35 protein-coding genes and 3 pseudogenes are annotated in these 25,078 nt (G+C 40.9%); 20 read left to right on the forward strand and 18 right to left on the reverse strand.

The genetic code is table 11. From position 1 onward, the window contains the following. Positions 1–170 precede the first annotated feature (170 nt). The 3 genes from AM228_RS04980 to AM228_RS04990 all read left to right on the forward strand — a co-directional run bounded on the left by AM228_RS04980 (position 171) and on the right by AM228_RS04990 (position 6,432). Positions 171–2,903, forward strand: coding sequence for a valine--tRNA ligase (locus tag AM228_RS04980; protein WP_054465002.1), 2,733 nt, complete (start codon positions 171–173; stop codon positions 2,901–2,903). 588 nt (positions 2,904–3,491) lie between these two features. Further along, on the forward strand, positions 3,492–4,829 hold the full coding sequence (locus tag AM228_RS04985; protein ID WP_054465003.1) for an NB-ARC domain-containing protein: 1,338 nt from the start codon (positions 3,492–3,494) through the stop codon (positions 4,827–4,829). Positions 4,830–4,836: 7 nt separating this feature from the next. Then, positions 4,837–6,432 (forward strand): serine/threonine-protein kinase, encoded by a 1,596-nt coding sequence (locus AM228_RS04990; protein WP_054465004.1) that lies wholly within the window; start codon positions 4,837–4,839, stop codon positions 6,430–6,432. Positions 6,433–6,538: 106 nt separating this feature from the next. On the opposite strand, the gene AM228_RS04995 is transcribed toward AM228_RS04990, so the two are convergent. After that, on the reverse strand, positions 6,539–7,471 hold the full coding sequence (locus tag AM228_RS04995) for a hypothetical protein (RefSeq protein WP_369817673.1): 933 nt from the start codon (positions 7,469–7,471) through the stop codon (positions 6,539–6,541). A gap of 358 nt (positions 7,472–7,829) precedes the next feature. Next, positions 7,830–8,060 carry a hypothetical protein gene (locus AM228_RS05000; protein WP_054465006.1) on the reverse strand — a complete coding sequence of 77 codons (231 nt, stop codon included), beginning with the start codon at positions 8,058–8,060 and terminating at the stop codon, positions 7,830–7,832. Positions 8,061–8,249: 189 nt separating this feature from the next. Here AM228_RS05000 and AM228_RS05005 point away from each other — a divergent pair, with 189 nt between their 5' ends. The 6 genes from AM228_RS05005 (at position 8,250) to AM228_RS31895 (ending at position 13,727) form a co-directional block, all read left to right on the forward strand. Continuing rightward, complete coding sequence (locus AM228_RS05005) at positions 8,250–9,038, forward strand: DUF1822 family protein (protein ID WP_054465007.1); 789 nt, start codon at positions 8,250–8,252, stop codon at positions 9,036–9,038. A gap of 190 nt (positions 9,039–9,228) precedes the next feature. After that, entirely contained in the window at positions 9,229–11,298 is a 2,070-nt protein-coding gene (locus AM228_RS05010; protein WP_054465008.1) for a CHAT domain-containing protein, read from the forward strand. A 274-nt stretch (positions 11,299–11,572) separates the two neighbouring features. Then, the gene (locus AM228_RS05015) at positions 11,573–11,953 is read left to right on the forward strand and encodes a transposase family protein (RefSeq protein ID WP_197285220.1); all 381 of its coding nucleotides are present in this window, start codon (positions 11,573–11,575) and stop codon (positions 11,951–11,953) included. 387 nt (positions 11,954–12,340) lie between these two features. Further along, positions 12,341–12,466, forward strand: a complete 126-nt coding sequence (locus AM228_RS34905) for a hypothetical protein (RefSeq protein ID WP_231636629.1) — start codon at positions 12,341–12,343, stop codon at positions 12,464–12,466. A gap of 175 nt (positions 12,467–12,641) precedes the next feature. After that, a complete protein-coding gene (locus tag AM228_RS05020; protein WP_072160664.1) occupies positions 12,642–13,133 on the forward strand; it encodes a transposase in 492 nt (163 codons plus the stop codon). A 441-nt stretch (positions 13,134–13,574) separates the two neighbouring features. After that, entirely contained in the window at positions 13,575–13,727 is a 153-nt protein-coding gene (locus AM228_RS31895) for a hypothetical protein (protein WP_156331547.1), read from the forward strand. A gap of 53 nt (positions 13,728–13,780) precedes the next feature. Here AM228_RS31895 and AM228_RS05025 read toward each other — a convergent pair whose 3' ends face one another. Both AM228_RS05025 and AM228_RS05030 read right to left on the reverse strand, forming a co-directional pair. Further along, positions 13,781–13,996: a hypothetical protein gene (locus tag AM228_RS05025; RefSeq protein WP_054465009.1), complete on the reverse strand. Its 216-nt coding sequence runs from the start codon at positions 13,994–13,996 to the stop codon at positions 13,781–13,783. A gap of 3 nt (positions 13,997–13,999) precedes the next feature. Next, positions 14,000–14,429, reverse strand: a pseudogene (locus tag AM228_RS05030) (type II toxin-antitoxin system VapC family toxin). A 189-nt stretch (positions 14,430–14,618) separates the two neighbouring features. Between AM228_RS05030 and AM228_RS05035 the strand changes: the two are divergent. Then, positions 14,619–14,912, forward strand: coding sequence for a UPF0175 family protein (locus AM228_RS05035; protein ID WP_054465010.1), 294 nt, complete (start codon positions 14,619–14,621; stop codon positions 14,910–14,912). Between the two features lie 20 nt (positions 14,913–14,932). On the opposite strand, the gene AM228_RS05040 is transcribed toward AM228_RS05035, so the two are convergent. The 4 genes from AM228_RS05040 to vap15 all read right to left on the reverse strand — a co-directional run bounded on the left by AM228_RS05040 (position 14,933) and on the right by vap15 (position 16,410). Beyond that, complete coding sequence (locus tag AM228_RS05040; RefSeq protein ID WP_054465011.1) at positions 14,933–15,307, reverse strand: DUF5615 family PIN-like protein; 375 nt, start codon at positions 15,305–15,307, stop codon at positions 14,933–14,935. After that, a complete protein-coding gene (locus tag AM228_RS05045) occupies positions 15,304–15,582 on the reverse strand; it encodes a DUF433 domain-containing protein (protein ID WP_313890576.1) in 279 nt (92 codons plus the stop codon). Before AM228_RS05045 ends, AM228_RS05040 begins: the two co-directional genes overlap by 4 nt. A gap of 181 nt (positions 15,583–15,763) precedes the next feature. Continuing rightward, positions 15,764–16,138 (reverse strand): putative toxin-antitoxin system toxin component, PIN family, encoded by a 375-nt coding sequence (locus AM228_RS05050; RefSeq protein ID WP_197285224.1) that lies wholly within the window; start codon positions 16,136–16,138, stop codon positions 15,764–15,766. Positions 16,139–16,164: 26 nt separating this feature from the next. Further along, positions 16,165–16,410 carry a type II toxin-antitoxin system VapB15 family antitoxin gene (gene vap15 / locus AM228_RS05055; protein WP_054465013.1) on the reverse strand — a complete coding sequence of 82 codons (246 nt, stop codon included), beginning with the start codon at positions 16,408–16,410 and terminating at the stop codon, positions 16,165–16,167. A gap of 249 nt (positions 16,411–16,659) precedes the next feature. On the opposite strand from vap15, the gene AM228_RS05060 reads away from it, so the two are divergent. Genes AM228_RS05060 through AM228_RS31900 form a run of 3 tightly spaced genes read left to right on the forward strand, consistent with a single transcriptional unit; the run spans position 16,660 to position 17,379 of the window. After that, complete coding sequence (locus AM228_RS05060) at positions 16,660–16,947, forward strand: type II toxin-antitoxin system HigB family toxin (RefSeq protein ID WP_054465014.1); 288 nt, start codon at positions 16,660–16,662, stop codon at positions 16,945–16,947. Between the two features lie 2 nt (positions 16,948–16,949). After that, positions 16,950–17,171, forward strand: a complete 222-nt coding sequence (locus AM228_RS05065) for a hypothetical protein (protein WP_054465015.1) — start codon at positions 16,950–16,952, stop codon at positions 17,169–17,171. Continuing rightward, positions 17,137–17,379, forward strand: coding sequence for a hypothetical protein (locus AM228_RS31900; RefSeq protein WP_156331548.1), 243 nt, complete (start codon positions 17,137–17,139; stop codon positions 17,377–17,379). The genes AM228_RS05065 and AM228_RS31900 overlap by 35 nt, the downstream gene beginning before the upstream one ends. Before the next feature lie 111 nt (positions 17,380–17,490). On the opposite strand, the gene AM228_RS29210 is transcribed toward AM228_RS31900, so the two are convergent. Continuing rightward, positions 17,491–17,664, reverse strand: a complete 174-nt coding sequence (locus AM228_RS29210; RefSeq protein ID WP_072160656.1) for a type II toxin-antitoxin system HicB family antitoxin — start codon at positions 17,662–17,664, stop codon at positions 17,491–17,493. 210 nt (positions 17,665–17,874) lie between these two features. On the opposite strand from AM228_RS29210, the gene AM228_RS05070 reads away from it, so the two are divergent. Then, the gene (locus tag AM228_RS05070; protein ID WP_231636616.1) at positions 17,875–18,054 is read left to right on the forward strand and encodes a hypothetical protein; all 180 of its coding nucleotides are present in this window, start codon (positions 17,875–17,877) and stop codon (positions 18,052–18,054) included. A 7-nt stretch (positions 18,055–18,061) separates the two neighbouring features. After that, positions 18,062–18,385 (forward strand): helix-turn-helix domain-containing protein, encoded by a 324-nt coding sequence (locus tag AM228_RS05075; protein WP_054465016.1) that lies wholly within the window; start codon positions 18,062–18,064, stop codon positions 18,383–18,385. A gap of 193 nt (positions 18,386–18,578) precedes the next feature. Here AM228_RS05075 and AM228_RS05080 read toward each other — a convergent pair whose 3' ends face one another. From AM228_RS05080 to AM228_RS05095, 5 genes and pseudogenes are all read right to left on the reverse strand, one after another. Continuing rightward, complete coding sequence (locus tag AM228_RS05080; protein ID WP_054465017.1) at positions 18,579–18,992, reverse strand: type II toxin-antitoxin system VapC family toxin; 414 nt, start codon at positions 18,990–18,992, stop codon at positions 18,579–18,581. Continuing rightward, positions 18,985–19,221 carry a hypothetical protein gene (locus AM228_RS05085; RefSeq protein ID WP_054465018.1) on the reverse strand — a complete coding sequence of 79 codons (237 nt, stop codon included), beginning with the start codon at positions 19,219–19,221 and terminating at the stop codon, positions 18,985–18,987. The genes AM228_RS05080 and AM228_RS05085 overlap by 8 nt, the downstream gene beginning before the upstream one ends. Before the next feature lie 160 nt (positions 19,222–19,381). Beyond that, on the reverse strand, positions 19,382–19,597 hold the full coding sequence (locus AM228_RS05090) for a hypothetical protein (RefSeq protein ID WP_054465019.1): 216 nt from the start codon (positions 19,595–19,597) through the stop codon (positions 19,382–19,384). Positions 19,598–19,600: 3 nt separating this feature from the next. Then, positions 19,601–19,848: pseudogene (locus AM228_RS29215) on the reverse strand (hypothetical protein). A 187-nt stretch (positions 19,849–20,035) separates the two neighbouring features. Continuing rightward, positions 20,036–20,224 carry a type II toxin-antitoxin system HicB family antitoxin gene (locus AM228_RS05095; RefSeq protein ID WP_054465020.1) on the reverse strand — a complete coding sequence of 63 codons (189 nt, stop codon included), beginning with the start codon at positions 20,222–20,224 and terminating at the stop codon, positions 20,036–20,038. Between the two features lie 84 nt (positions 20,225–20,308). Here AM228_RS05095 and AM228_RS05100 point away from each other — a divergent pair, with 84 nt between their 5' ends. From AM228_RS05100 to AM228_RS34910, 4 genes are all read left to right on the forward strand, one after another. Beyond that, positions 20,309–20,488, forward strand: a complete 180-nt coding sequence (locus AM228_RS05100; RefSeq protein ID WP_231636618.1) for a hypothetical protein — start codon at positions 20,309–20,311, stop codon at positions 20,486–20,488. A 7-nt stretch (positions 20,489–20,495) separates the two neighbouring features. Further along, positions 20,496–20,819, forward strand: coding sequence for a helix-turn-helix domain-containing protein (locus AM228_RS05105; RefSeq protein ID WP_054465021.1), 324 nt, complete (start codon positions 20,496–20,498; stop codon positions 20,817–20,819). A 131-nt stretch (positions 20,820–20,950) separates the two neighbouring features. Next, positions 20,951–21,190, forward strand: coding sequence for a UPF0175 family protein (locus AM228_RS05110; RefSeq protein ID WP_054465022.1), 240 nt, complete (start codon positions 20,951–20,953; stop codon positions 21,188–21,190). A gap of 136 nt (positions 21,191–21,326) precedes the next feature. Further along, positions 21,327–21,434 (forward strand): DUF3368 domain-containing protein, encoded by a 108-nt coding sequence (locus tag AM228_RS34910; protein ID WP_231636619.1) that lies wholly within the window; start codon positions 21,327–21,329, stop codon positions 21,432–21,434. A gap of 121 nt (positions 21,435–21,555) precedes the next feature. Here AM228_RS34910 and AM228_RS05120 read toward each other — a convergent pair whose 3' ends face one another. Both AM228_RS05120 and AM228_RS31905 read right to left on the reverse strand, forming a co-directional pair. Continuing rightward, positions 21,556–22,170 carry a hypothetical protein gene (locus AM228_RS05120; RefSeq protein ID WP_054465023.1) on the reverse strand — a complete coding sequence of 205 codons (615 nt, stop codon included), beginning with the start codon at positions 22,168–22,170 and terminating at the stop codon, positions 21,556–21,558. 38 nt (positions 22,171–22,208) lie between these two features. Continuing rightward, the gene (locus AM228_RS31905) at positions 22,209–22,376 is read right to left on the reverse strand and encodes a primase-helicase zinc-binding domain-containing protein (RefSeq protein ID WP_156331549.1); all 168 of its coding nucleotides are present in this window, start codon (positions 22,374–22,376) and stop codon (positions 22,209–22,211) included. A gap of 214 nt (positions 22,377–22,590) precedes the next feature. Between AM228_RS31905 and AM228_RS05125 the strand changes: the two are divergent. Then, positions 22,591–23,956 (forward strand): annotated as a pseudogene (locus AM228_RS05125) (NB-ARC domain-containing protein). A 261-nt stretch (positions 23,957–24,217) separates the two neighbouring features. On the opposite strand, the gene AM228_RS05130 reads toward AM228_RS05125, so the two are convergent. Continuing rightward, positions 24,218–24,583: a type II toxin-antitoxin system VapC family toxin gene (locus AM228_RS05130; RefSeq protein WP_054465024.1), complete on the reverse strand. Its 366-nt coding sequence runs from the start codon at positions 24,581–24,583 to the stop codon at positions 24,218–24,220. Continuing rightward, positions 24,570–24,800: a hypothetical protein gene (locus AM228_RS05135; RefSeq protein WP_231636621.1), complete on the reverse strand. Its 231-nt coding sequence runs from the start codon at positions 24,798–24,800 to the stop codon at positions 24,570–24,572. Before AM228_RS05135 ends, AM228_RS05130 begins: the two co-directional genes overlap by 14 nt. Positions 24,801–25,078: the final 278 nt, after the last annotated feature.

Consider the following 25,078-nt stretch of genomic DNA (forward strand, 5'->3'; position numbering starts at 1 on the left):
TCACCACAAAGGCACAAAGAACGCAAAGAACTGATAATTAACTTCCTTTGTGTCCTTCGTGTCTCTGTGGTGAATCTTCCCATCAAAAAACCAAAAAATAGAATAAAGGCAATAAAAGTTACACAAAATAAGTTACATTAGACAGTTGGCCTAAACTACATAAACTCGCGATGACATCAACAATTCCTAATCTTCCCTCCCAATATGACCCGACCACCACTGAAGCGAAGTGGCAAGAATATTGGGAATCACAGCATATTTTTAAAGCAGACCCCAACCATTCCGGCGAACCTTACTGTATCGTGATTCCGCCGCCGAATATTACGGGCCGGTTGCACATGGGTCATGCGTTTAACAATACCCTGATTGATGTGTTGACCCGCTATCACCGCATGAGAGGACGCAATACCCTTTATTTGCCCGGAACTGACCACGCGAGTATTGCCACTCAGACGATTTTGGAAAAGCAACTGCGAGAGGAGGGCAAAACCCGCGATGACTTGGGCCGCGAGAAGTTTTTAGAACGGGCCTGGCAGTGGAAAGCCGAGTCAGGAGGTGCGATCGTTAATCAATTGCGCCGTTTGGGGGTGTCCGTGGATTGGACGCGGGAACGGTTCACAATGGATGAAGGCTTATCCAAGGCAGTTTTGGAGGCGTTTGTCAGTCTTTATGAACAAGGGCTGATTTATCGCGGTCAGTATTTGGTGAATTGGTGCCCGGCAAGTCAGTCAGCGGTTTCTGATTTGGAAGTTGAACAAAAAGAAGTGAATGGTCATTTGTGGCATTTTCGCTATCCTTTGACCGACGGCAGTGGCTTTTTGGAAGTGGCAACAACTCGACCAGAAACTATGTTGGGCGATACCGGGGTGGCAGTGAATCCTAATGACGATCGCTATCAACATTTAATTGGTAAAACGATTACTTTGCCAATTATGGGGCGGGAAATTCCGATTATTGCCGATGAGTTGGTTGACCCGGCATTTGGGACTGGTTGCGTGAAGGTGACTCCGGCCCATGACCCGAATGATTTTGAAATGGGTAAACGCCACCATTTGCCGTTTATTAATATTATGAATAAGGACGGCAGTTTAAATCAGAATGCTGGGTCGTTTGTGGGTCAAGACCGCTTTGAAGCCCGGAAAAATGTGGTGCAGCGATTAGAAGCCGATGGCTATTTGGTGAAAATTGAGGATTATAGTCATTCGGTTCCTTATAGCGATCGCGGTAAGGTGGCGGTTGAACCGTTAATTTCTACCCAATGGTTTGTGAAAATTGAGGCGCTTTCTCAACCTACTCTCAAAGCATTAGATGAGGGTAATTTACCCGTGTTTATCCCCGATCGCTGGACAAAAGTTTATCGCGATTGGTTGGTAAAATTAAAAGATTGGTGTATTTCCCGACAACTATGGTGGGGTCATCAAATTCCCGCTTGGTATGCGGTGAGTGAAACCGGCGGAAATATTACCGATAATACCCCGTTTGTCGTAGCCAAATCTGAGGCAGAAGCTAAGGCAAAAGCGATCGCGCAATTTGGGGAAAATGTCCAATTAGTACAAGACCCGGATGTCCTTGATACTTGGTTTTCATCCGGTTTATGGCCATTCTCTACCCTCGGATGGCCAGAAAAAACCCCAGACTTAAATACTTATTTCCCCACTACTACCTTAGTCACCGGGTTTGATATTATCTTTTTCTGGGTAGCCCGCATGACCATGATGTCCCAACATTTTATGGGGCAAATTCCCTTTAAAGATGTGTATATTCATGGCTTGGTTTTGGATGAAAATGGCAAGAAAATGTCCAAGTCTGCGGGGAATGGCATTGACCCCTTATTATTAATTGACAAATATGGGACTGATGCCCTGCGTTATACTTTAGTTAAAGAAGTGGCTGGGGCTGGTCAAGATATTCGTTTAGAATATAACCGGCAAACTGATGAGTCTATCTCTGTGGAAGCTTCCCGAAATTTCTGCAATAAACTCTGGAATGCTTCCCGGTTTGTGATGATGTATTTGCAGGGACAAACTCCGCAACAGCTAGGAACTCCCGCAAGCGATCGCCTAGAATTGTGCGATCGCTGGTTGCTTTCCCGTTATCATCAAACCATCGCCCAAACTGCTAACTATATTGACCAATATGGATTAGGAGAAGCGGCAAAAGGACTCTATGAATTTATCTGGGGTGACTTCTGTGACTGGTACATTGAATTAGTCAAACCTCGGCTACAAGGGGAGGATGTTGCCTCTAAACAGGTTGCCCAACAAATTATCGCCCAAGTATTAGAAGGCATTCTGAAATTAATGCATCCCTTCATGCCTCATATTACCGAGGAAATTTGGCAAACCCTGACCCAAGCAGAGGGGGGGAAATCTTTAGCCACCCAAGCTTATCCCGCATTGCAGAATGATTTAATTAATCCCCAACTTGAACAAGAGTTTGAGTTAGTTATTGGCACAATTCGCACTATTCGCAATTTACGGGCAGAAGCGGATATTAAACCAGGAATTAAGGCAAATATCACCTTACAAAGTGATTCAGAAAGCGAGCGCAATATCCTAAATCGTGGCCAAAATTATCTGCAACTGTTGGGCAAAGTAGAAGAGTTAACTATTACGGCGGCTTTGGCCAAAGAACCGACCCAAAGTATTGCTAGTGTAGTGGGAACGGTGCAGGTGATTATGCCATTAGCTGGGGTAATTGATGTGGCAGCTTTCAAAGCTAAAATGGAGAAAAAATTAGCGAAATTAGAAGGAGAAATTAAATCAATTAATGGCCGATTAAGTAATCCTAAATTTGTGGATAAAGCCCCTGCTGATGTCGTCCAAGGAGCAAAAGATGCTTTAGCTGAGGCGGAAAAACAAGCGGAAATATTGCGCGATCGCCTCCGGGGATTTCAGCAATAAATAACGTAGGGATTAGAAACCGGGTAACTTCGGCGAAACCCGGTTTCTCTGCTTGGGAAACAAAAGCGAAAAGCCTCATAGCTTCCCTCTTGAATTTTGGATTCTCTGTTTGAGAAAAGGTTCTTGTTGTCATAATTCCACTAACCACTTCAGTAATATCCTGCGATCGCCGACGAAAAGCTACTCGATCTGCGGCTTTAGTTCTACCAATATGTTGTTAAGATTTGCTTCCATAAAAGTACCTCATTTAGGTTCTCAGTCCAATCAATTATATAGGCAATACCTTGGTTTGATGGAGAAACTAATGATCGCCCACCCAAAAAGCGATCGCGAAGCGTACCGGATCGCTCCCTGAAAAGGCGATCGCCGTTCTTAACCTAACAACTCAATTGCTTCTTTCAACACTTCAGTTGCTTACCCGGTTTCAGCTTCTCAACTGTTCTAAAACCTGCCTAATTTCTCCGCTCGCCTATTTTTCAGCAAAAATCCAGGTCAGTGTTGGATCGGCAAATCTTCCTAGTTAAATTTCATCTGCGCCCCAAACCGATCTAAAATTAACCTAGAAAGTTACAAGGATATTCAGGTAGCATGGGTACTCTTAAAGCCTCTGAACTGGGATTACAAAGAATTCAGCAGGCTCGAAAAGAAAGCGGGCGAAAGCGAGACGACGCTGAATGGCTTGTGGCCGCCAGTGAAGTTTTGGATCCAGAGTCAGAGTGGCTACTGGGCGGGCCTTACGCTGAGGGCTGTTCCGAAGCCACCTGGAGACGTTTTTTAGCCGGATCTCCGGTGACTGTCCCTGCATTTAAAGCTTTTTGCCAAGTTTTAGGCTTCGACTGGCGCTCAATTGCCGATCGCCCCGGCGCCGACCTGGAAGAATTCAGCGACGGTCAATACATTGATTGGGATAGCTGCCCAGAGGTGGGCATTTTTTACGATCGCACCTTAGAATTGACACAAATGAGCGAATGGATTGGCGAAGAAAACTGCCGCTTAATCGCAATTTTGGGCATGGGAGGAATTGGCAAAACCACCATGGCCATCCAACTAGCAAAACAGCTACAATATCGGTTTAAAATCGTCATTTGGCGCAGTCTGCAATATGCCCCGCCTTTAGAAAAATTTATCCCCAATTTGCTTAAATCAATCCCCAATTATCAAACCAAAAAAGCATTACCAGATACCTTAGAAAGTAGCATCAATCGGTTAGTTGAATTGTGCAATTCCCACCGTTGTTTAATTATTATTGATGGCTTAGAATCCCTTCTTAGTAATAACGACCTGGCGGGAAAATATCGCCCAGGCTATGAAGATTATGCCAAGTTATTCCATCAAATTGGCGCATTGCCTCATCAAAGCTGCTTTGTCATTACCAGTCACGAAAAACCCCGTGAAATTGTCAAGCTAGAAGGTCATAAGCGTCCGGTGCGTTGTTTAAAAATATCGGGACTGCAAAAAAGGGCAGCCCGACAACTTTTGCAAGAACAAGGATTAGTCGAAGAACCGGAATGGGATATACTGATTCAACGCTACCGAGGCAACCCCTTGGCGTTAAAAATTATCGCTGATACCATTTTAGAATTATTTAATGGGAAAAGTTCGGAATTTATCCAACAAAATACTATATTTGTGGGACAATTGAGTGAGGTTTTAGACCGGCAGTTTGAGCGACTTTCCGAGATAGAAAAAAAGGTAATTTATCGCATTGCTACCGCTGAATCACCTGTAACTATTTCCCAAATGCGGGATAAAATTTCCCCAGCGGTTTCTCACTCGCAAATTCTCGAAGTTTTGGAGTCTTTAGCAAGGCGATCGCTGATTGAAAAAATTACGGAAAAAACCAGCGACTCCGATCCAGTGATGTTTACCCTTCAGCCCGTGGTAATGAAGTATATTGTTAACCAATTTAAGCACATATTCCAGTGAGTTGCTTATGTTATCTACCGGAATGCGGGTGCAAAATCGCTATATAATTGTGGAAAAGCTTGGGTCAGGGGGCTTTGGCGAAGTTTTTGCTGTCCGGGATGAAAAGTCTTGCCATAAAGTTAAAGTTATTAAAGTTCTCAAAGTTCTCAATTTAGAAAATATTCCCGCATCAGAGAAAGACAAGGCGATCGCGCTTTTTCAAAGAGAAGCAAAAGTTTTAAGCTATCTCAATCATCCCGGCATTCCCAAGGTCGAACCCCAGGGATATTTTACCATTGAAAATGACCAGGAAACCATTCATTGTTTGGTGATGGAAAAAATTGCCGGGGAAAATTTATTAACCTGGTTAAAGCAAAGAGATCGTCAACCGATTGCCTCGTCATTGGCAATTGACTGGTTAAAACAACTGCTGGAAATATTGCAAGAACTGCACCAAAATCATTACTTTCACCGAGATATTAAGCCAGAAAATATTATGCTGCAACCGAACGGCAAGCTGGTTTTAATTGACTTTGGGGGAGTCAGGCAAATTAACAATACTTATCTGGTAAAGTTAGGAGAAGATCGGGAACATACGAGATTAATGTCTCCAGAAGGTTATACCCCAATTGAGCAAATTAATGGCAAAGCGGTGCCTCAATCAGATTTCTTTGCCCTCGGTCGGACAATGGTGCATTTGCTGACGGGAATTGTGCCGATTAATTTACCAGAAAATGAAACTAACGGGGATTTAATTTGGCGCGATCGCGCATCGGAAATTCCCGATAAATTGGCAGATTTACTGGATGAGATGATGGCTTTGTTTCCCAGGGAACGTCCCTCTAGTACCGAAGTTATTTTATCCCGGTTAAATGATTTAGCATCTTTAGAAGGTTTAGAATGTTTTAAATCTGGTGATTCGGCAGGCAAAATTATCCCATTTAAGGATATAATAGAAAAAATTCTTAAAGCAAAGAAAGCGATCGCTTCTGTAATATTATTACTAACGGCATTGGGGTTCGTCTGGCATTTTGCGTCAAATAAACTGGCTGTTGAGTCAAATAAACTGGCTGTTGAGATGAATAAAGTGGGAATTTTATATCACAAAAATCAGCAGTTTAACCGGGCTAAAAGTTACTATCAAATAGCAATATTACTAAAGTCTGATTACGACCAAGCTTATTATAATCTTGGCTCCCTTTATGAAGACCAAAACGATATTGATTCAGCGATTCGGCAATATGAGGAAGCTATGAAATATCAAAACGCCACAGCTTATAATAACCGAGGGCGGATCGAACTTTTCTATGCGCTAGATCAAAATTGTCACCGGGCAGCTTCCCTATTTTTAGAGGGTTTAAAGATCGTTACAAATAATTCAGTAAAATATGCCTTGCTGACTAACCTGGGTAGAGCACAACTCTGCCTGGACGCATACGAAAAGGCGAAAAAATCCCTGGAAGAAGCGATCGCAATTAACGGCGATCGGCCAGAAGCTTATTGTATTCTAGCACCAGTAATGGATTATTTGAAAAACGAGTCTGCTACAAAAGACGCATTAGCAAAATGTCCCATATATTCTATCAGATTACGAGAATTAGATAATTGGTTAAAAGAAAAATAACGCCAAGACTATCAGGATTAATTATTCAGATATTTTTGGTATGACTTGACCAAGGACACGGCATTGCCTTGTAGGGACACGGCAATGCCGTGTCCCTACTACAGAATTAAGGATTTTGATCAAATCGTTCTAACAACTCAGACCGGGAAAAATTCAGCAACATTACGGTCAATTCTGCCGTAGGCAATCCTAGCATTGACTCAATAATCTGAGACAATTGCTCATCCACTTCTCCAAAGCGAACTCGCAGGAAATTTTCTATCATTGAACGGCGTTCTTCTTGAAGACCTTCTTGACGACCTTCTTGAAAAGTTTCTTCTCGCAAACGTAAATATGCCGGTGATAAGTTCATAGTCAACTCCTGTTTTTCTTGCTCATCTAAATTTTGACTTAATTCCACATTGATCCGCCAGGAGGCCAAGATTTCCAGCAGATAACGCCGTAAAGGATTGGCTTCTGGCAAAGCTACCAACTCATCGATCGCCGCTTTTTGGACTTCTCCCCGACCCAAAACCCGCAACCAGAGAGTTTCTGGGGTCACGGGTAGCTGATGAATTGCCACCAGTCCCGTATAAAAAAATTTTGGCAGAAAATAGATTCCCGGTGGCCATTCCTCTGACTCGTCTGGTTTCGCCCCAAATCCTCCGAGAATTCGCGTTGAAATGGAAGGAGATAGAATCCACAAACGCGGTGAGTCAAGTTGAGTTTGGCTGACATTTTCCCGACGGGCTTGGCGGCGTTGTTCCCCCTGAATGCCAAATAGTTTTACCAAGCAATTAGAGATTTCTACCGGGGTCGGAGGATTGCGAAATGGCTCAAATAAACCAGCGGTTTTGGCCATAGGCGCGAGTAACCCTAAGAGTTTGGGATCGATGTCTTTTGGCGTAGTGGCGGGGATAAAATAAACATCCACTTGTCGCACTTCTGATGTGACTTCCCGGCTGGTTTCGACTTCTCCGAGATGAGATAATAATTCTGAGAGATAGTCTTTAGCAAATTGGTCATGGATTTCGCGAGTCATGCCAGTTATTTTTACCATAAATTTTGGCAGCTATTTGCTTATTTTAATTATATAATAAATAAAGTTATTATAGCAAAAAATATATTCATATTTAATCATAAATAATAGTTATTATTAAGCAAAACTATAAAAAGAGCAAAAGTGCTTTTATCGGGGTAATTAAATCTAATTTATAGTTGTTTGAATTAAACTTAATACAAGTAGGGGCGATTGGCGAATCGCCCCTACAGCATTGTATCAATCACAATTGAAATAAATATATCGAGGGTTATGCACAAGATTCCCCCAACCCCCTTGGCAATAAGGCTGGGAATGGGGGAATATTTTTACATTGGTTCAAGAATTAGGGCATTTTTTCAGCCCTAACTACGAAAAATTAGAGAACAAGGCGGGTTGATTGTATTTTGCCACAATCTATTTGCTCTTTGCATTGATCCGATTCTGAAGTGCGATCGCCGTCTTGGTTGGCGATAATTTCCGAGTCAGTCAAGGTCATAGCAGCTTTTTGGCTTAACTGGGAATTGGCGGCCAAAGAAGCTGAGGAAATGGACTCGACCAGTAGTATAATTACAACGAGGATTGGGGAAGTCAAAATTTGAGTTTTCATAGCTCGTTTCTGCCTCAAGGTCATTGATTGACTGCTGAGGAGAAAGGGAGTTAGCGCTAACTTTTCTCCACCCCTTAATCTTGGTGGATTTATCCAGGCAAAAAAGCTCTATATTTTGGTACTATTAGGAATGGTACTAAAAGTACACCCAAAAATGAAATCAACTGAAAAAATACAATTTAGGTAAAGATGGCAGTAAGTCTGATTGCTAGTGAGGAAGGCTTGAATATAGTCGATGGCGCCCGCCGAATCAAAAACTTGAATAAGTATTCTCTTTCTTGGGCTCAGTCGGCTGTGGTTGGACAAGCTGCTTTAAAAAAGTTTTGGCGGCGCATCCCAATTGTTCACGAAAACTTTGTGAGTATTTGCCAAGCTGTTGGGGTTAACTGGGAAGATGTTTGTGAAAAAAATTTAACCCAATCTTTGAAAGTAGAAAAAAATTGGATATTAACAGAAGGTTGGTTGGTGGAAGTCAAGGCGATGATAGAAAAAGAGGAAGAAGCTTTGATGCAGCAGCTTTTTAGTCTACTCGATCAATTTTCCGGTAATGTTTTGGTGAATAAACAGAGAATTAACTCCGGGTATGACAGGTCTTGGCAATCTGTAGATTCACTATTAAATCCGAAGCAGTCGCGATCGCGAATAACGGACGCCACCCCAGCCGCAGGGCAGGTGGAATTAGCGAAGCAAGTTGACTTTGGTGATGGCAATTCAGTGATTTTGGTGGTTCAGCAAACCCCAACTTCAGATGAAGAAGTTGAGGTAATTATAGAGATTTACCCAGTGAACGATGACCTTTATTTGCCATCGGGTTTGCAAGTGCTTATTCTCGATGAAGCCGAAGCAGTTGTCCCAGAATTATCTCTAGAAATAAAAAGTTTTGCTGATTCGATTAAAGTGCCATTTAGTGTGGGATTATATGAACTATTTTATGTGCAGCTTACTCTAGGCAACACAAAAATCACCGAAAGTTTTTAAGAGGAAGAGTTATATCCGATAAATAGGAAGCAAAGAAGATGCCTGTAAATATATTTGTAAGGGCGGACTCTTGACCGTAGATAATTTATTGCTTATCACCTCCAGATTTACTGGGGTCAAGATCGCGCCCCTACCTGTGATGATTGGGTTACAGATACATGATACATAGAGATATTTTGGAGATAAAATAATGAAAAAGCTGATTCTCCTTACTTTACTTGATGGAAATTTTGAAAAGGGATTTCCGGTAATTCTGGAAATGGGTAAGGATGGCAAGGAAACTGAATTGAAAATTACCGGGTTTCTTCCTGGATCGAGCAGAATCACCGAATCCTTTACCAACTGGCAACAAGACTTTCGCAAGAAGGTTACAGGTAATGATAGGGGAGAATCTCCGAATTATCCTCGGATGAAAGCACAGGGACAAGCTAGGGTATTTTCTAGTAAGAATTCAGCGGAACAGCTAAAACAAGAACTGAATCAATGGCTAAACTCTGGGGATGAAAAGTGGCAAAAAATTCGCGATCGCCTACAACAATATTTGACTAAAACCGACGAAATTAGGGTCGTAATTCAAACGGAAGAAAATCAGCTTCGGCAATTGCCTTGGCAAGAGTGGGATGTTTTTACCGAAGGTTTTCCAAATTCTGAAATTGCCTTGAGTACGACAGAATATGCATTACCGAAAACGAAGGGTATAGTAGGGGAAAAGGTGAGAATTATTGCCGTTTTGGGGAGGAACGATAATATTGATACGAAGTTTGACCAGCAGGAATTCGAGAAACTGCCAAAAAATCAGGCCGATATCCACTTTCTCGAACAACCGACTAAACAATATTTATTGAAAGATATTGAAGATCAAAGAGGCTGGCATATTTTATTTTTTGCTGGTCATAGTTTTACCAGCGACGGAATTGGCTATTTCGATATTAACCAAACAGAAACTTTAACGATTAATGAGTTGAAGAACACTTTAAAAGAGGCGATCGCCAACGGATTACAGTTGGTAATTTTTAACTCTTGTGATGGCTTAGGTTTCGCCAAACAATTGCAGCGATTTCATTTGCCGCAAATGATTGTCATGCGCGATCGCATACCAGACCAAGTAGCCCAGCATTTTTTAAGGGATTTCCTCACTGCCTTTGCCAGCAAAGAATCTTTTTATACCTCAGTATTATTAGCCAGAAAAAAACTCGAAGATGCCTGGGATAAAAAATATCCGGGGGTGAGTTGGTTGCCGGTAATTTGCCAAAATCCCTCCGTTAAGCCTCCCACTTGGCAAGACTTTTTACCGCCTCCTGCTTGGAAAATCAAACATATCTTAACTGGACATACGCAACCGATTATTTGCGTAGCCATGAGTCCTGATAGAAAAACCATCGCCAGTGGCAGTCAAGATAATACAATTAAACTATGGAATGAGGCAACCGGAGAACTCCTAGAAACCCTCACTGGACATCATAGCGCGATTATTGCGTTGGCGTTTAGTCCCGATGGGAAAATATTAGCTAGTTCCAGCAATCACGAATTTAATGATGGCACAATTAAGCTGTGGGATTTAACTACGAGAAAGCTGCAAAAATCCCTGGGCGCTTCATTAGTCAATCTGCGGGTAGGGAGTTTGGCATTTAGTCCTGACCAACAATATCTTGCCAGTGGGCATATTGGTTTTACCGCTGTAGATACGGCGATTAGAATTTGGCAAATAGATCGGGGCAAAGTTGCATACACTTTAAAAGGACATGGCTGGGAAGTTACCGCGATCGCCTTTAGTTCTGATGGTCGAATTTTGGTCAGTGGTGGGGCAGATAGTGCGATTATGATTTGGAATTGGCGGGCAGAAAAAAGACTGCGAACATTAAACCGTCCCGATGATTTTTTTGGGTCATTAGCATCTTGGTTCGATCAGTCTAAAGGCATTATTTGGGCGATCGCCATTAGTCCCGATGACAAAATCATTGCCAGCGGTGGTTCTGACCAACCAATTTATTTATGGAATCTGGAAACCGGGAAACTAGAAAAAAGCCTCACTGACCATGAAGGTTATGTATCTTGTTTAGCCTTCAGTCCCGATCGCCAAACTCTAGCCAGTGGGGGTCAAGATAACACCATTAGAATCTGGAATTATCACACCGGAGAATTACTACAAACTCTCAACCATTTAGGAACTGTCAAGTCTTTAGCTTTTAGTTCTGATGGTCAAACCTTGGTCAGTGGCAGTTGGGACAGAACGGTCAAAATTTGGCATTTTGCCTCTTAAAATATCTTTGAATATCTTTGAGTATCTTTTAATTAATTAGGTAATTTTTAGGAAAAAATCTCCCTTTACCGTTACTCTCGCGGCAGAAAATGTGGCTTTACTATGATGAGATAATTCTGGTAAAATTCTGGACTGATCAGCCCAAACCCCTGATCCACAGCCATCGGATGAATGAGAATTCTCTATCCAGTCGGGAAATTTTCCCATTAGACATCTCCGAAAAAGAAGTAAATTGTGGTATTATAGCAAATAGTTGTTAATTTAACCTGAAATTATGAGCAACATAATTGAGTATATTAATAACAATCCTGAAGAATCACATCGGTTATTAGGAATCGAGCATCAACAGTTAAAGCAACTTATAGAAAAAGCAATAAATATACATAATCAGAAAAAAGAATTGGCAGAATCTAAAAAATTCAGAATCATTAGGGTTGGAGGTGGACGTAAACCCAAATTAACCCTAGAATCACAAATAATTTTAACCTTAACATATTTACTTCATTTAACAACATTTCAGTTGCTGGGTATTCAGTTTGGCGTAAGTGAGACAACCGCCAATGATACGTTTAACTATTGGTTTCCCCTCCTGGGAGAAATCTTACCACCGAGTTTAATATCACAAAAAAAACTCCAGGGACCACGAAATTGTTAAAAAAAAGTTAACAAATTTTGAGTTAATTGTGGATAGCTACGAACAGCCTATAGAAAGATTTTCAGAATATGAGACTCAAAAAAATTATTACTCTGGTAAAAAAAACTCATAAAAAAACCAGCTAATTGTCCTACCCAATGGTAAAGATATTGTAGATGTAGTCGCTGGTGAACCAGGTTCAAAAAGCGATCTAAGTTTATTTCGTGAAACTCATAAATAATTTGAATCTAACCAAAGGTTCAATGGCGAGAAAGCTTATCAAGGAGAAAAGTCAATTAAAACCCCGGCGAAAAAATCGAAAAAACAAGAATTAACCCCTGAACCAAAGTTAAACAAAAGTTAAAAAACAAAGAACTAGCATCAGAGAAAATTTTTGTTGAACATTTAATTCGTTTAGTCAAGATATTTAGAGTAGCACAAGAAAGATTTAGATTAAATACCCAGAAATATGAACAAATAATTATGAATATTTGTGTCATTGTCCAATTACGGATTGGTAGTTTGATTTTATAGCTAGAACAATTGCATTTTTTCCAGATAAAATATGCTTCTTCGAGATGCTATTTTTTAGTTAATTTCCAATAACAGGCATTTTCAACCCTGATTCTATCGTACGTATAATCTGAATATCTACATAGCCTTCATTTACTCAAACGCAGTCATGGTGAAGCTTAGATTGTTTTCGGAGATGTCTATTGATGAGACAGCATTCTGGGTGGGGATGAGTCGGGAGGTGGCCAGGAGTGAAAAGGGTAAAAAGGCATTTTGTTTAAGACCCTTTTATAAAGGGAGAAAAATGACCTTAATTGGGGCAATAAGTATTGAAGGAGTTGTAGCGAAAAAAGTAATTGAAGGCTCGATGAAAGGGAAGGACTTTAAGGAGTTTGTAGAGGATGACCTGGTTCCTAAGCTGAAGCCAGGGGATGTGGTAGTGATGAATAACCTGAATATTCATTCCATTGAAGGTATTGAAGAATTAATCACGGCTACGGGAGCTAGAGTAGAATATTTACCACCCTACTCACCAGGCTTTAATCCGATTTCTATGTTGTGGTCAACAGTGAAGTCACTGATAAGAATGTTCCCAACAAGAGCAATGGAAGTGCTAGAAAAGTTAATTGAAGTTGCTCTGATTATGAGCGGAAAAGACAGCTTCAATAACTGGTTTACTAAATGCTGATATTGTAATTAGTAATTATCGAATAAGCTGTAAGCATTTGATAATATGTGTTACCTTCAAAAAAATCCATAAAATCTCCTAGTTCACCTTTTTGAAATTTTTCATAAAAATTATGAGATTATGGTATTACATATGATATTTTTTTTGATTTTTTTTAGTTTATGTTACAAATTAGCAATCTAGTTTTATTGATAAAAGTTCTGGAGTTCACGTTTCAAGCATTGCCGCTATTCATCAGAAAGCGAAGTAATAATTTGCACCAAAGATTAGACTAATTTTTGATTCATAATAGCTGTCAATTTTTATGAATAATATACTCTAAAAGTTACCGATGTAGAAACCGATAATATCCACCAAGAGGCTGGTCTTGGTTGGACTGGCGGTTAGATGCATAAAATATGGATTTGCTCTTTATTATACCACATTCATTGAAACGATACGATGGGCGATCGCTCTTACTTATGCCAAGAAACCGGGTTTCTATTGCCATCTCAGTTAGGATGCACAAACCCATCAGAGAAACCCGGTTTCTTTGTCTCAGGGGCGCGATCGCTATCTACCCAGAAACCGGGTTTCTATTACCATCTCAGTTAGGATGCACAAACTTTCACAGAAACCTGGTTTCTTAGTCTTAGGCGCGATCGCTTCTAACTGGGGTTAGTTTCCTTTATTTCACCATCAAAATATCGTCCACTCCAACGGGTTTTTACACCGGGTGGGCGCGACAAAGTAACAACTTCTTTGCCGCTTTCTGCTTGCTTTTTGCGGAGGTCTTCAAATATAGAATTCAAATCGTAGTTGAAAGACTTGGCATAGCGATCGCGAATTTGATGAATTTCTTCGACAATTTCATCTTTCCACATGGACTAATCTCCCATCAGTTCGTTTGGCGTACAGAGAACAGGCAGCACATAGCCAAAATCAAGACTAATTTCGGCTAGTTTTCCTTGAATCTGGGCATTGGCGATGTGCTTACGGCGGCGATGTGGATCGCGTCTATGTTAGCTTTAGGGGGCAAATTACTGCGGGCTAAAAATTGTGCGGCCAAGGCTTGTACCGCCTGATTCAAGGCCAGCAAAGGAAAATCACTTAAAATATCTAGTCGTTGGGCGGCGATCGCCGGATCACCTTGTGCCACTTCGTCTAAAACGGCTTCTGATGTATAAAGAGTAAAGGCGTTCCGGCTTCCCACCAGTCTCTTGTAATCTCCATGTTGGCAGCGATAATCAAGTTTTTGGTCGATCTAGCGGTGAGATACCCTAAAATACTTGTTTCGATGTAAACAGTCTCATTCATATAGATAAAGGTCAACTCACTCTATTTTAGGGGAAGGCGATCGCTCTTACTTATGCCAAGAAACCGGGTTTCTGGTCAAATCTTAGTAAAGATGCAGAAACCCATCAGAGAAACCCGGTTTCTGTATTCCCTATCGCTCCCCGGTGTGCTAAGATTGAAGCAGGAAAATTAAGCCCAGGAGAGAACACCATGAGTTTAGTGATTTCCGATGATTTAGTAAAGGCTAGTGGCTTTTCTGAAAATGAATTATTTGGGGAAATTGTGCTGATGTTATTTCAGCAAGATAAAATTAGTTTAGGGAAAGCCAGTGAGTTATTGGGGCTGCATAGGATGCAGTTTCAAAAACTGATTTCTGAACGAGGTATTTGCGTCCATTATGATATTGATGAGTTTCAGGAAGACCTCAAAACTTTAGAGGAAAGCGTCTCGCTGGAAATCGTTTTAACTTCCTCAGCATCCGCAGATCCTTTCAGCCCGCTATAAGAGAATTGTTAGACATTACTTCATCGAATTGGCAGCTTACGAATCCGCACAGAATCATCATTAATTGTCACCGCTGCACCTTCTGTCAGTTCTGTTTCCACAGTCGGTAAAACATCTAGGAGTTTTTGTGTCACCAAATCGGGTTTTACAGAAGACAATCGTAATGTGATTAAACTGGGCAGTCCATAGTTGCTGAGAGCCACCAGCATGGAAAAATCTAGGTCTTGGGTTAAAATAACCCTACCTTGTACCCTCGCAAGTGCCAAAATCTCCGCATCAGCAGCAGTCGCAGGTAATAAATCTGTAGTCCTGACTATATCGTAGCCCTGTGCCTTTAACGCCGCAACTGTCAAAGGAGAAATATGAACGTCGGCAATTAAACGCATACTACTCATACTGAAGTGAAGCTAACAACGCGATCGGATACCGCCCAGGCTGCATAATTGAGCGCCTGACGAATGTCTTCTTCCTCCAATTCTGGATACGATTCTAAAATTTCTGGCACAGATAAGTGACTAGCGAGTAGTTTGAGGACAAATTCTACAGTGATCCGCATTCCCCGGATCGTTGGCTGTCCAAGGCATACTGCTGGGTTGATAGTAATACGATCTAGTTCGGCGATCGCCATGAGACTCCTTGAAGTATCTTGACTTTCCCTCCATTCTGACATAAAGGCGATCGCTGTCTACCCAGAAACCGGGTTTCTAGCGAAATCTTGGTAAAGATGCAGAAACCTATCAGAGAAACCCGGTTTCTTAGTCTAGGGGATATGGTATCCGCAGCTTTAAATTGTTAGATATTGCCAATTCACTGGATTATCTGTTGGCAAAACGAATCATTGCCGGGTAAGTTTATGGATTTATCTGCTCTAAAAAATCCTGGTAAGTAATAATTTTTGTACCGGCAAAACTACCTAAAGTTAATAAATCTGCATCCCCTGTAATCAAGAAATTCGCTTGACTATCTTTAGCCAATGCCAATAAAAAATTATCTTTGGCATCCCGACAAAGAGAAACTTCCGATCTGATTTCTATGGATACCCCAATAACCGCCAAAAGCTCTAGCAGTTCTTTGACTTTATCAGCCGAAAAATATTTTTGGAGTTTTGGTCTTTGCGTCACCCGATTAATTTCTTCTGTGATTTGTTCACAAAAGACGACTTGAACAGTCTGACTGACGATTAACTCTTTAAGATTCGCTAATTCTTTGCCAATCAGGAAACTAATCCTTCATATTAGTATCGATAATTACTTTAATTGGCTGATTTTTTAGCATAACTAGCATAAATTTCACTTCTGACGGATTCAACTTCTTGAGTAATTGTATCTAGGGACAGTTCATCAGTTTTGAAAGACTCTAAAAGGGCGGTTAATTTACTGTCTAACAATTCCTTAGCCAGTTCTTGACTTAATTGCAGTTTTTCGGGTTCGGGCAGTTGTTTGACCAAGGTTAAAACTTGCTCAAAGTTTAGAGAGAGTTGATATTGAGTTTGCGTCATGGTTTCTGAGGATTGAGAGTACAGTAATATTTTAACTAAATTTTCCTTCCTGAAACCGGGTTTCTAGGAAAATCTTAGTAAAGATGCATAATTCCTAACAGAAACCCGGTTTTTTAGTCTCAGGGGCGATTCCGCGAAGCGGATACCTAGAGGGAATCGCGTTTTTCGTTCTTTGGAGAGGAAATTTAAGGAGCGCGACGCAGACATTCAAACCGATGATATAATTGGGTAATATCCCTGAGTTTCATTATGCACGTTATCACACGCAAACGGCTCAATGAATTTGCGGCAAAATACCCGGACACAGAAAGCGCATTGGCTCGTTGGTATCAACTGGTGAAATCAGGAACATTTAATTCCTTTGTTGAACTTCGTAACGAGTTTCCCAGTGCTGACCAAGTTGATAACCTCACAGTGTTTAATATTGGTGGGAACAAAGTCCGGTTAATAGCGGCGATTCACTATAATCGACAAAAAATTTATATTCGGGCAGTTTTGACTCATGCAGAGTACGATCAAGGAAAATGGAGAGAGTAAAAATGTTGAGCATTGATGAAACTCAAAAATTGTGGCAGCCCCTAGCAACTAAATTAGTCATTCCCCGCGATGAAGCCAGTTATCAATATCTGGTTGATTGGCTCGATCGCCTGATTGATGAAGTTGGCGAAGATGAAGCACATCCTCTCGCTTCACTGATGGATATTCTCGGTGTTTTAATTGAACAATATGAAAGCGATCGGGTTCCTGAACTTCAAGACTGATGGTTTCATTTCTGATAATCGATCGCCCCTCTATTTTTCGGTAAAGTCAATCTGGGGATTTTTCACCACGGAGACACAGAGAACACCGAGAAGGAATTTACAAGCAATTTACAATGAGAGCGATCGCCTATATTTGAAGAGTAATTTAATCAGAGCGATCGCTCTTACTTATGCCAAGAAACCGGGTTTCTATTGCCATCTCAGTTAGGATGCAGAAACTCTCACAGAAACCCGGTTTCTAAGTCTCAGGCGCGATCGCTTCTTCAACAAAATCATTTTATTTCATTCTGTTGCTGGGGTTTTTTTATTCGTCTGTGGGCTATATTTTTTTCCGGCTATTATTCGCAACACTCAGCCAACCCTCAACGGCATCTTGTAAATTATGCGTAACCTCTTCCCAGGTATCGCCTTCGGTAATGCAACCGGGAAGGGCTGGAACTTCTGCCCAATAGCCCCCTTCTTCTGCTGGATGAATAATGGCTTTAATTTTCATAAACTTAGCTTCATCAGTTTCTTAAGTTCAGTCTAAGTAGGTGGGCAGAAATAAATGCACCACATACCATATCAGAAAAAAACTGTCATTCCCGCGAAGGCGGGAATCCAAAGCCTATCGGTGGGGAACGAAAAGTGCAATTAATTATGTTCACCTACTTAGCAGGATTCAGGGATTGACATGATATGCCAAAAATAGCATAATTGAGGCATGAGTGAATTACTAAAACCAGTTGAGTGGGTTGGCAGTTCTCTTGAGGATTTAAAGGCGTTCCCGGAGGAGGTTCGGCAAGGTGTTGGTTATGCGCTATATCTGGCTCAATGTGGTGAAAAGCACCCCTCTGCGAAACCACTCAAAGGCTTTAATTCAGAAAATTACATCAATCAGTAGGAAAAATATGAATCAGCCCATTAAAGTACAAGCAGGCAGTGGCAATGTCTTCGCAGATTTAGAGTTAGAAAATTATGATGAATTACTGGTTAAGGCAGAACTTGCCCGGAGAATTAGTGGTATTATCGCCGCCCAAAATATGACTCAAACTGAGGCGGCACAAATGTTAGGAATTGACCAGCCTAAAGTGTCAGCATTAGTGAATGGCAAGCTATCGGGTTTTTCCACTACTCGGTTGTTTCGTTTTTTAAATGCGTTGGGTCGAGATGTGGAAATCGTAGTAAAACCCAAGTCTTTTAGACAAGCTGAAACACGAGTGGTGGCGTTGTAATGTGCAGAGAAACCGGGTTTCTAGTGAAATCTTGGTTAGGATACAGAAACCCATCAGAGAAACCCGGTTTCTGAGTCTAGGCGATCGCTCTTACTTATGCCAAGAAACCGGGTTTCTAGTAAAATGTTAGTAGGTGCATAATTCCTGAAATAAACCCGGTTTTTGGATGTTTGGGCGAAGCAATTCTTAGGGACTAGATTTTGAGTAAGGCTCGAAATCCGGCTTGTTGAAAATGAGCATCAGCGGTTAGTGCGTCGGTGATCCCTCGATTTTGCATGACAATAAATGACACACAATCTACTAACCCCCATTCTTTATCAGGTCGTTGTTTAAATAACCTAAAAGCCGCAAAATATAAGTCTTTAGTTAGGGAAATAATCTCAACATTCGGATCGTTCTCTAGGGATTCTAATAGTTGAATTGCGGCCATTCTGTATTTTGATTTAGACAAGGCATTACCAATTTCTAATAAAATAGCATCAGTAGTTACTAACCTGGTTTGATGAGTTTCTAGTTGAGTGGCTAATTTAATGGCTTTAGCATGATGTTGGTCTGTAATAGAAGAAAGTGCGATCGCAAAAGATGTATCTAAAAAGACTTCATTCATTGTCAGTAATGGAGTTTCCGTATAGATACTGGTCAATATTCTCGGACCAATCTGGCTCACCTTGTAACTGTAAGGACTGGGCTGTTTGGAGAAATGTCTTGGGGGTGTTTTTAGGGGGCAATAGGGTTTCCACTGTAACTTTCACTCTTGTTCCTATTTCTAAGTTTAAGGGCGATTCTAATTGTAAGGATTGACCATCAAATATGGCAGTGATTTCTTGACTGTTCATAGGGATATTTTCTGGACAAGCAGGGTTGAGAGTTTTGCTTTACGGCAATTGTACCTCAAAAACCGGGTTTCTAGTAAAATGTTAGTAAAGATGCAGAATTCCTAAAAGAAACCCGGTTTCTTGGTCTCAGGGGATATGCCATCCGTAACCGCGATCGCTTCTAAGTGGGGTTAGTTTCCTTTATTTCACCATCAAAATATCGTCCACTCCAACGGGTTTTTACACCGGGTGGGCGCGACAACGTGACAACTTCTTTGCCGCTTTCTGCTTGCTTTTTGCGGAGGTCTTCAAATATAGAATTCAAATCGTAGTTGAAAGACTTGGCATAGCGATCGCGAATTTGATGAATTTCTTCGACAATTTCATCTTTCCACATGGACTAATCTCCCATCAGTTCGTTTGGCGTACAGAGAACAGGCAGCACATAGCCAAAATCAAGACTAATTTCGGCTAGTTTTCCTTGTGCCACTTCGTCTAAAACGGCTTCTGATGTATAAAGAGTAAAGGCGTTCCGGCTTCCCACCAGTCTCTTGTAATCTCCATATTGGCAGCGATAATCAAGTTTTTGGTCGATCTAGCAGTGAGATACCCTAAAATACTTGTTTCGATGTAAACTGTTTCACTCATATAGATAAAGGTCAACTCACTCTATTTTAGGGGAAGGCGATCGCTCTTACTTATGCCAAGAAACCGGGTTTCTATTGCCATCTCAGTTAGGATGCAGAAACTCTCACAGAAACCCGGTTTCTAAGTCTCAGGCGCGATCGCTTCTTCAACAAAATCATTTTATTTCATTCTGTTGCTGGGGGTTTTTTTATTCGTCTGTGGGCTCTATTTTTTTCAGGCTATTATTCGCAACACTCAGCCAACCCTCAACGGCATCTTGTAAATTATGCGTGACCTCTTCCCAGGTATCGCCTTCGGTAATGCAACCGGGAAGGGCTGGAACTTCTGCCCAATAGCCCCCTTCTTCTGCTGGATGAATAATGGCTTTAATTTTCATAAACTTAGCTTCATCAGTTTCTTAAGTTCAGTCTAGCAGGATTCAGGGATTGACATGATATGCCAAAAGTAGCATAATTGAGGCATGAGTGAATTACTAAAACCAGTTGAGTGGGTTGGCAGTTCTCTGGAGGATTTAAAGGAGTTCCCGGAGGAGGTTCGGCAAGGTGTTGGTTATGCGCTATATCTAGCTCAATGTGGTGAAAAGCACCCCTCTGCGAAACCACTCAAAGGCTTTAATTCAGAAAATTACATCAATCAGTAGGAAAAATATGAATCAGCCCATTAAAGTACAAGCAGGCAGTGGCAATGTCTTCGCAGATTTAGAGTTAGAAAATTCTGATGAATTACTGGTCAAGGCAGAACTTGCCCGGAGAATTAGTGGTATTATCTCCGCCCAAAATATGACTCAAACTGAGGCGGCACAAATGTTAGGAATTGACCAGCCTAAAGTGTCAGCATTAGTGAATGGCAAGCTATCGGGTTTTTCCACTACTCGGTTGTTTCGTTTTTTAAATGCGTTGGGTCGAGATGTGGAAATCGTAGTAAAACCTAAGTCTTTTAGACAAGCTGAAACACGAGTGGTGGCGTTGTAGAGAAACCGGGTTTCTGGTCAAATCTTAGTAAAGATGCAGAAACCCATCAGAGAAACCTGGTTTCTGTATTCCCCGTCGCTCTCCGGTGTGCTAATATTGAAGCAGGAAAATTAAGCCCAGGAGAGAACACCATGAGTTTAGTGATTTCCGATGATTTAGTAAAGGCTAGTGGCTTTTCTGAAAATGAGTTATTTGGGGAAATTGTGCTGATGTTATTTCAGCAAGATAAAATTAGTTTGGGTAAAGCCAGTGAGTTATTGGGGCTGCATCGGATGCAGTTTCAAAAACTGATTTCTGACCGAGGTATTTGCGTTAATTATGATATTGATGAGTTTCAGGAAGACCTCAAAACTTTAGAGGAAACGGAGTAGTAATGATTGTTGTCAGCAACACTTCACCGATTTCCAATTTGGCGAAGGTCGGGCAAGTTAGTATAACAGAGATTTCGGGGTAAAGATTACTGGAGTTTTAGGAATTCTTCTATTAGCAAAACACCAAAAAATAATTATGGAAGTTAAGCCGATTATGGATAATTTAATAGAACAAGCCAATTTCCGAATTAGTAGCCAACTGTATGCGGATGTTTTGATGGCAGCGGATGAGTCAGTTACTTAATGATGTGGCGATCGCTTCCCCATCCTGCTCTTAATCGTTAAGTTTCTGGATTGGCAAATTGTTGTGGTGGTTGGGTTTCGTTCCTCAACCCAACCTACCAGACTACCAGACTGACTGATTACTATCTTCTTTGAAGGGTTTGCATCTCTTCTTGAACATTCATACCAATTTGAAGTGCTTCATTAAATAATCTCCCATATTCACTCGATTGCTCACTGAGTTGCAAAAATTGCAAAGGTTCTAAATTTGGAGTAAAACTACTGGAACTGAAATTAGGATTTTCTCTAAATGCTTTTTCAATTCTTAGGGCAGAAATCAAGTCCGCCCGGATAGAAGTTAAAGCTTTGATGACTTTCTCTCGATTTTCTAATCTATTGGAACCACCTGAACGTCCAGCCTCATCTAATGCTTCAGCGCTTTCAATCAATGAATTAAAATTTAAAAATTGTCTATATAAATTAAGAAAATGCTTAAATTTATTACAATTTTTCTTGCGACAGTACCAAATATATTTAAAATATATAATCATTATAATAATAACTATAAAAATATTAATACCAGTAGCCAATAAATTCAACGAAAAGACAATAGGCGTGATGAGAATAAACCAAAAAAAATATATGATATTAGCAGCCTGAGAAACATCTGCTTGTATATTGCGTATTTGCCACGGTTTTAAATTAGAAGCGCGGGAGACTTCCGCAAGTGTGATTGATAAATCAGAAATATTAGACATATATATTTACCTAATTTTAAAAAAACTTTAGCTCTGTTTTAACCAGGTATTTGTCCTTTTCCTTTACAAGTCTGGCATTGAGAAGTCCCTGTTTTACCCGATGATTTATCAGTAAAAGTTCTTTGGCCACTACCACCACATTTTGGACACTTAATCATCTGACTTTCAAATTTACCAGAGCGATCTGGGGGTTTTTCTGGACTCATAATAAATAAATCCACTAATAATTTTGCTGAATTATCTCAAGTTTTATGCTATAATTCAACACCCCAAAAGTGGTATCTAGGGGGGTATTTCTGAGGGGTTTAAAACTAAAAAAGGGGGAAATGTGGGATTTTGTGGCTAAAAGGGGGAAAATGTGGGATAATGGGGGGTAAAAGTACACAAAACTATACAAAACTACAACCAAACTTAGCAGCTATGGAAATTCAAGAAGCCTTGCAGTGGACCGATAATCTGATTTTTGCCAGAACTGGGAAGCATCTGGACTCCCTGCAACGCGCTATTTTGGAGGGTGTATGGAACGGTAAAGAATATCAGGATATCTCTGAGGAGTACCACTGTAGCAAGGATCATGTGAGAAAGTCAGCATCGGAATTGTGGAAACTCCTGTCGGATATGTTGGGAGAAGATGTTAAGAAAAAGAATGTGCGATCGCTCATCGAAAATAAAATATTCTCTTCCTTTAATGGGGTGCAAATTGGGAATATTGGCAATCACATAAATGTCTGTAGCGACCTCTACAATCAATCAAAAAAAAAGATCGCCCGCCACCTTCACCCCCCGCAACAAACCAGAACCTCGCCACGACCTCAGCCAAGCACCGGAATACAACCGCCTCCACAACCGCACCGAACAACTGGCTACCCTCAAACAATGGATACTAGAAGAAAATAGCCGCATCATCACCCTAACCGGACTATCGGGAATTGGGAAAACCGCCCTCGCGAGACAACTGGTAGAACAAATCGAAGACAAGTTCGATCGCATCCTGTGGCGCAGTCATCGCAAATTGCCCAACCTCAACGCCCTGCAAAGCCACATCATCGAATTTCTTGCCCCACCTCAACCCAGCCAAAACCCATCAATCGTCAACTATTTAAACTCTCGGAATTCCCTTTTAGACCATCTGAGAAACCACCGTTGCCTAATCATTCTCGACGACTTTCAAGAAACCTTAACCCCTGGGGAATTAGTCGGCAATTATCGCCCAGAATATCAAAACTATGGTCAACTAATTAATGAAATTGGCCAACACACTCATCACAGTTGTCTACTGCTTCTTACCTGGGAACAACCCCTAGAAATTGCTGCCCTAGAAACCGAAAATTCTTATTGTAAAACCCTACCCGTTCTCGGCTTAGGTAAACTAGCCACCGAAATTCTCAGCGCCAGAAAACTCAAAGACCAGAAAAAATGGTCAGAACTAATCCAAATTTATAGCGCCAACCCTTTATGGCTGAATATCATCGCCTCTACTATTCTGGATTTATTTAACGGTAGCGTCCAAGAATATCTCTCTTATCCCACCCTATTTTTAGGAGACTTAGAACCCATCCTTAAACAACATTATCAACGCCTTTGTGAATCTGAGAAAATCTTGCTTCAGTGGTTAGCCACCCAAGACCAACCTGTCAAAATCAGCCAGAAACCACCAGAACTTTTATCAGATGCCGATTTCTTAAAAGCGATTCAATCTTTAAAAAGACGAAATTTGGTGGAAAAAACCTCTGGTTTTACTCTACAACCGGCGATTAAACAATATGTGAAAAATTTAATTTCCTAGGCTAGGGTGCGTTACGGTGCGGATTTTTAGGCTAATTATTAGGTAATTAAATTAGCGCCGCCCCTAACACACCCTACGGTTGGTTATATGATTTTTGTCTGGTTGATGATGGTGCGTTACGGGGCGGATTTTTAGGCTAATTATTAGGTAATTAAATTAGCGCCGCCCCTAACACACCCTACCCCTTGGATTCCCGCCTTCGCGGGAATGACAGTTTTTCTTCTGATATGGTCTTTGGTGCATTTATTTCTGCCCACCTACTTAAATGCTAAATTTAGCCTGTAATTGCCGATCCAACGTTAACAATCGTAACCCATAAACCTTCGCAGTTGCTGCAATAATCGCATCGGGCAACTTCACATTATGGTTGCGTCGAAAGGCGATCGCCTCTTGTTCAATTTTTTCATCTAATTTCAAGACTAATAAATTTGCCAACAAGTTTTGAATCGTCTGCTCCTCTTCTGCCTCTAAGTTAGGATAACTGAGTAACTCCATTCGCGTAATTTGACTGATAGCACAGTTCTCAAATTCTAGCTGCTCGGTTGCCAGAAATGCGATCGCCGATGGATAGGCTTTGAGAATGCCGATCGCCACATTAGTATCTAATAAAAATTTAATCCCACTCATCACGCATCTGACGCTGAATTACAACCGGATCATTTTGAAAATTGGGTGAATTTTGCAGCTTTCCCACAAAGGAAGCTAATGTATTTTTTTTCAAGGGTTTACTCTCCGGATCGGAAATAGGTATGACCATGATTTCCACTTCTTGATCCGGTAGAGAAAGCGATTGATTCAAAATAATAGTTTGACCGCGCTTAATTCCTTTAGCTCTAATGATCATAAATTTGCTTAAACCGTTTAGTTAATGCCATAATTATAACATAATTTATTTCGGCATTGCTTGACTAGCAGAATATTTACTATAAATAATAGTATATCCTTCTGTATATACGGAGCAGCCAATGGAAACGGCAAAGCTGTTTATGAGCGGGAATAGTCAGGCGGTACGCTTGCCTAAGAGTTATCGTTACCGATGGAACGAGAGCAAATTGTATGAAAATTTTGCTTGATACGGATATTTGTATCTATACAATTAGATGATTTTTGTCTGGTTGATGA

The organism is Planktothricoides sp. SR001 (genome assembly GCF_001276715.1).
Taxonomy (GTDB): Bacteria; Cyanobacteriota; Cyanobacteriia; order Cyanobacteriales; family Laspinemataceae; genus Planktothricoides; species Planktothricoides raciborskii.

Bases quoted from the DNA above. Each gene is read 5' to 3' on its own strand.
- AM228_RS04980 (WP_054465002.1), top strand. From the start codon at position 171: ATGACATCAACAATTCCTAATCTTCCCTCCCAATATGACCCGACCACC.
- AM228_RS04985 (WP_054465003.1), top strand. From the start codon at position 3,492: ATGGGTACTCTTAAAGCCTCTGAACTGGGATTACAAAGAATTCAGCAG.
- AM228_RS04990 (WP_054465004.1), top strand. From the start codon at position 4,837: ATGTTATCTACCGGAATGCGGGTGCAAAATCGCTATATAATTGTGGAA.
- AM228_RS04995 (WP_369817673.1), bottom strand. From the start codon at position 7,471: ATGGTAAAAATAACTGGCATGACTCGCGAAATCCATGACCAATTTGCT.
- AM228_RS05000 (WP_054465006.1), bottom strand. From the start codon at position 8,060: ATGAAAACTCAAATTTTGACTTCCCCAATCCTCGTTGTAATTATACTA.
- AM228_RS05005 (WP_054465007.1), top strand. From the start codon at position 8,250: ATGGCAGTAAGTCTGATTGCTAGTGAGGAAGGCTTGAATATAGTCGAT.
- AM228_RS05010 (WP_054465008.1), top strand. From the start codon at position 9,229: ATGAAAAAGCTGATTCTCCTTACTTTACTTGATGGAAATTTTGAAAAG.
- AM228_RS05015 (WP_197285220.1), top strand. From the start codon at position 11,573: ATGAGCAACATAATTGAGTATATTAATAACAATCCTGAAGAATCACAT.
- AM228_RS05020 (WP_072160664.1), top strand. From the start codon at position 12,642: ATGTCTATTGATGAGACAGCATTCTGGGTGGGGATGAGTCGGGAGGTG.
- AM228_RS31895 (WP_156331547.1), top strand. From the start codon at position 13,575: ATGGGCGATCGCTCTTACTTATGCCAAGAAACCGGGTTTCTATTGCCA.
- AM228_RS05025 (WP_054465009.1), bottom strand. From the start codon at position 13,996: ATGTGGAAAGATGAAATTGTCGAAGAAATTCATCAAATTCGCGATCGC.
- AM228_RS05035 (WP_054465010.1), top strand. From the start codon at position 14,619: ATGAGTTTAGTGATTTCCGATGATTTAGTAAAGGCTAGTGGCTTTTCT.
- AM228_RS05040 (WP_054465011.1), bottom strand. From the start codon at position 15,307: ATGAGTAGTATGCGTTTAATTGCCGACGTTCATATTTCTCCTTTGACA.
- AM228_RS05045 (WP_313890576.1), bottom strand. From the start codon at position 15,582: ATGTCAGAATGGAGGGAAAGTCAAGATACTTCAAGGAGTCTCATGGCG.
- vap15 (WP_054465013.1), bottom strand. From the start codon at position 16,410: ATGACGCAAACTCAATATCAACTCTCTCTAAACTTTGAGCAAGTTTTA.
- AM228_RS05060 (WP_054465014.1), top strand. From the start codon at position 16,660: ATGCACGTTATCACACGCAAACGGCTCAATGAATTTGCGGCAAAATAC.
- AM228_RS05065 (WP_054465015.1), top strand. From the start codon at position 16,950: ATGTTGAGCATTGATGAAACTCAAAAATTGTGGCAGCCCCTAGCAACT.
- AM228_RS31900 (WP_156331548.1), top strand. From the start codon at position 17,137: ATGAAAGCGATCGGGTTCCTGAACTTCAAGACTGATGGTTTCATTTCT.
- AM228_RS29210 (WP_072160656.1), bottom strand. From the start codon at position 17,664: ATGAAAATTAAAGCCATTATTCATCCAGCAGAAGAAGGGGGCTATTGG.
- AM228_RS05070 (WP_231636616.1), top strand. From the start codon at position 17,875: ATGAGTGAATTACTAAAACCAGTTGAGTGGGTTGGCAGTTCTCTTGAG.
- AM228_RS05075 (WP_054465016.1), top strand. From the start codon at position 18,062: ATGAATCAGCCCATTAAAGTACAAGCAGGCAGTGGCAATGTCTTCGCA.
- AM228_RS05080 (WP_054465017.1), bottom strand. From the start codon at position 18,992: ATGAATGAAGTCTTTTTAGATACATCTTTTGCGATCGCACTTTCTTCT.
- AM228_RS05085 (WP_054465018.1), bottom strand. From the start codon at position 19,221: ATGAACAGTCAAGAAATCACTGCCATATTTGATGGTCAATCCTTACAA.
- AM228_RS05090 (WP_054465019.1), bottom strand. From the start codon at position 19,597: ATGTGGAAAGATGAAATTGTCGAAGAAATTCATCAAATTCGCGATCGC.
- AM228_RS05095 (WP_054465020.1), bottom strand. From the start codon at position 20,224: ATGAAAATTAAAGCCATTATTCATCCAGCAGAAGAAGGGGGCTATTGG.
- AM228_RS05100 (WP_231636618.1), top strand. From the start codon at position 20,309: ATGAGTGAATTACTAAAACCAGTTGAGTGGGTTGGCAGTTCTCTGGAG.
- AM228_RS05105 (WP_054465021.1), top strand. From the start codon at position 20,496: ATGAATCAGCCCATTAAAGTACAAGCAGGCAGTGGCAATGTCTTCGCA.
- AM228_RS05110 (WP_054465022.1), top strand. From the start codon at position 20,951: ATGAGTTTAGTGATTTCCGATGATTTAGTAAAGGCTAGTGGCTTTTCT.
- AM228_RS34910 (WP_231636619.1), top strand. From the start codon at position 21,327: ATGGAAGTTAAGCCGATTATGGATAATTTAATAGAACAAGCCAATTTC.
- AM228_RS05120 (WP_054465023.1), bottom strand. From the start codon at position 22,170: ATGTCTAATATTTCTGATTTATCAATCACACTTGCGGAAGTCTCCCGC.
- AM228_RS31905 (WP_156331549.1), bottom strand. From the start codon at position 22,376: ATGAGTCCAGAAAAACCCCCAGATCGCTCTGGTAAATTTGAAAGTCAG.
- AM228_RS05130 (WP_054465024.1), bottom strand. From the start codon at position 24,583: ATGAGTGGGATTAAATTTTTATTAGATACTAATGTGGCGATCGGCATT.
- AM228_RS05135 (WP_231636621.1), bottom strand. From the start codon at position 24,800: ATGATCATTAGAGCTAAAGGAATTAAGCGCGGTCAAACTATTATTTTG.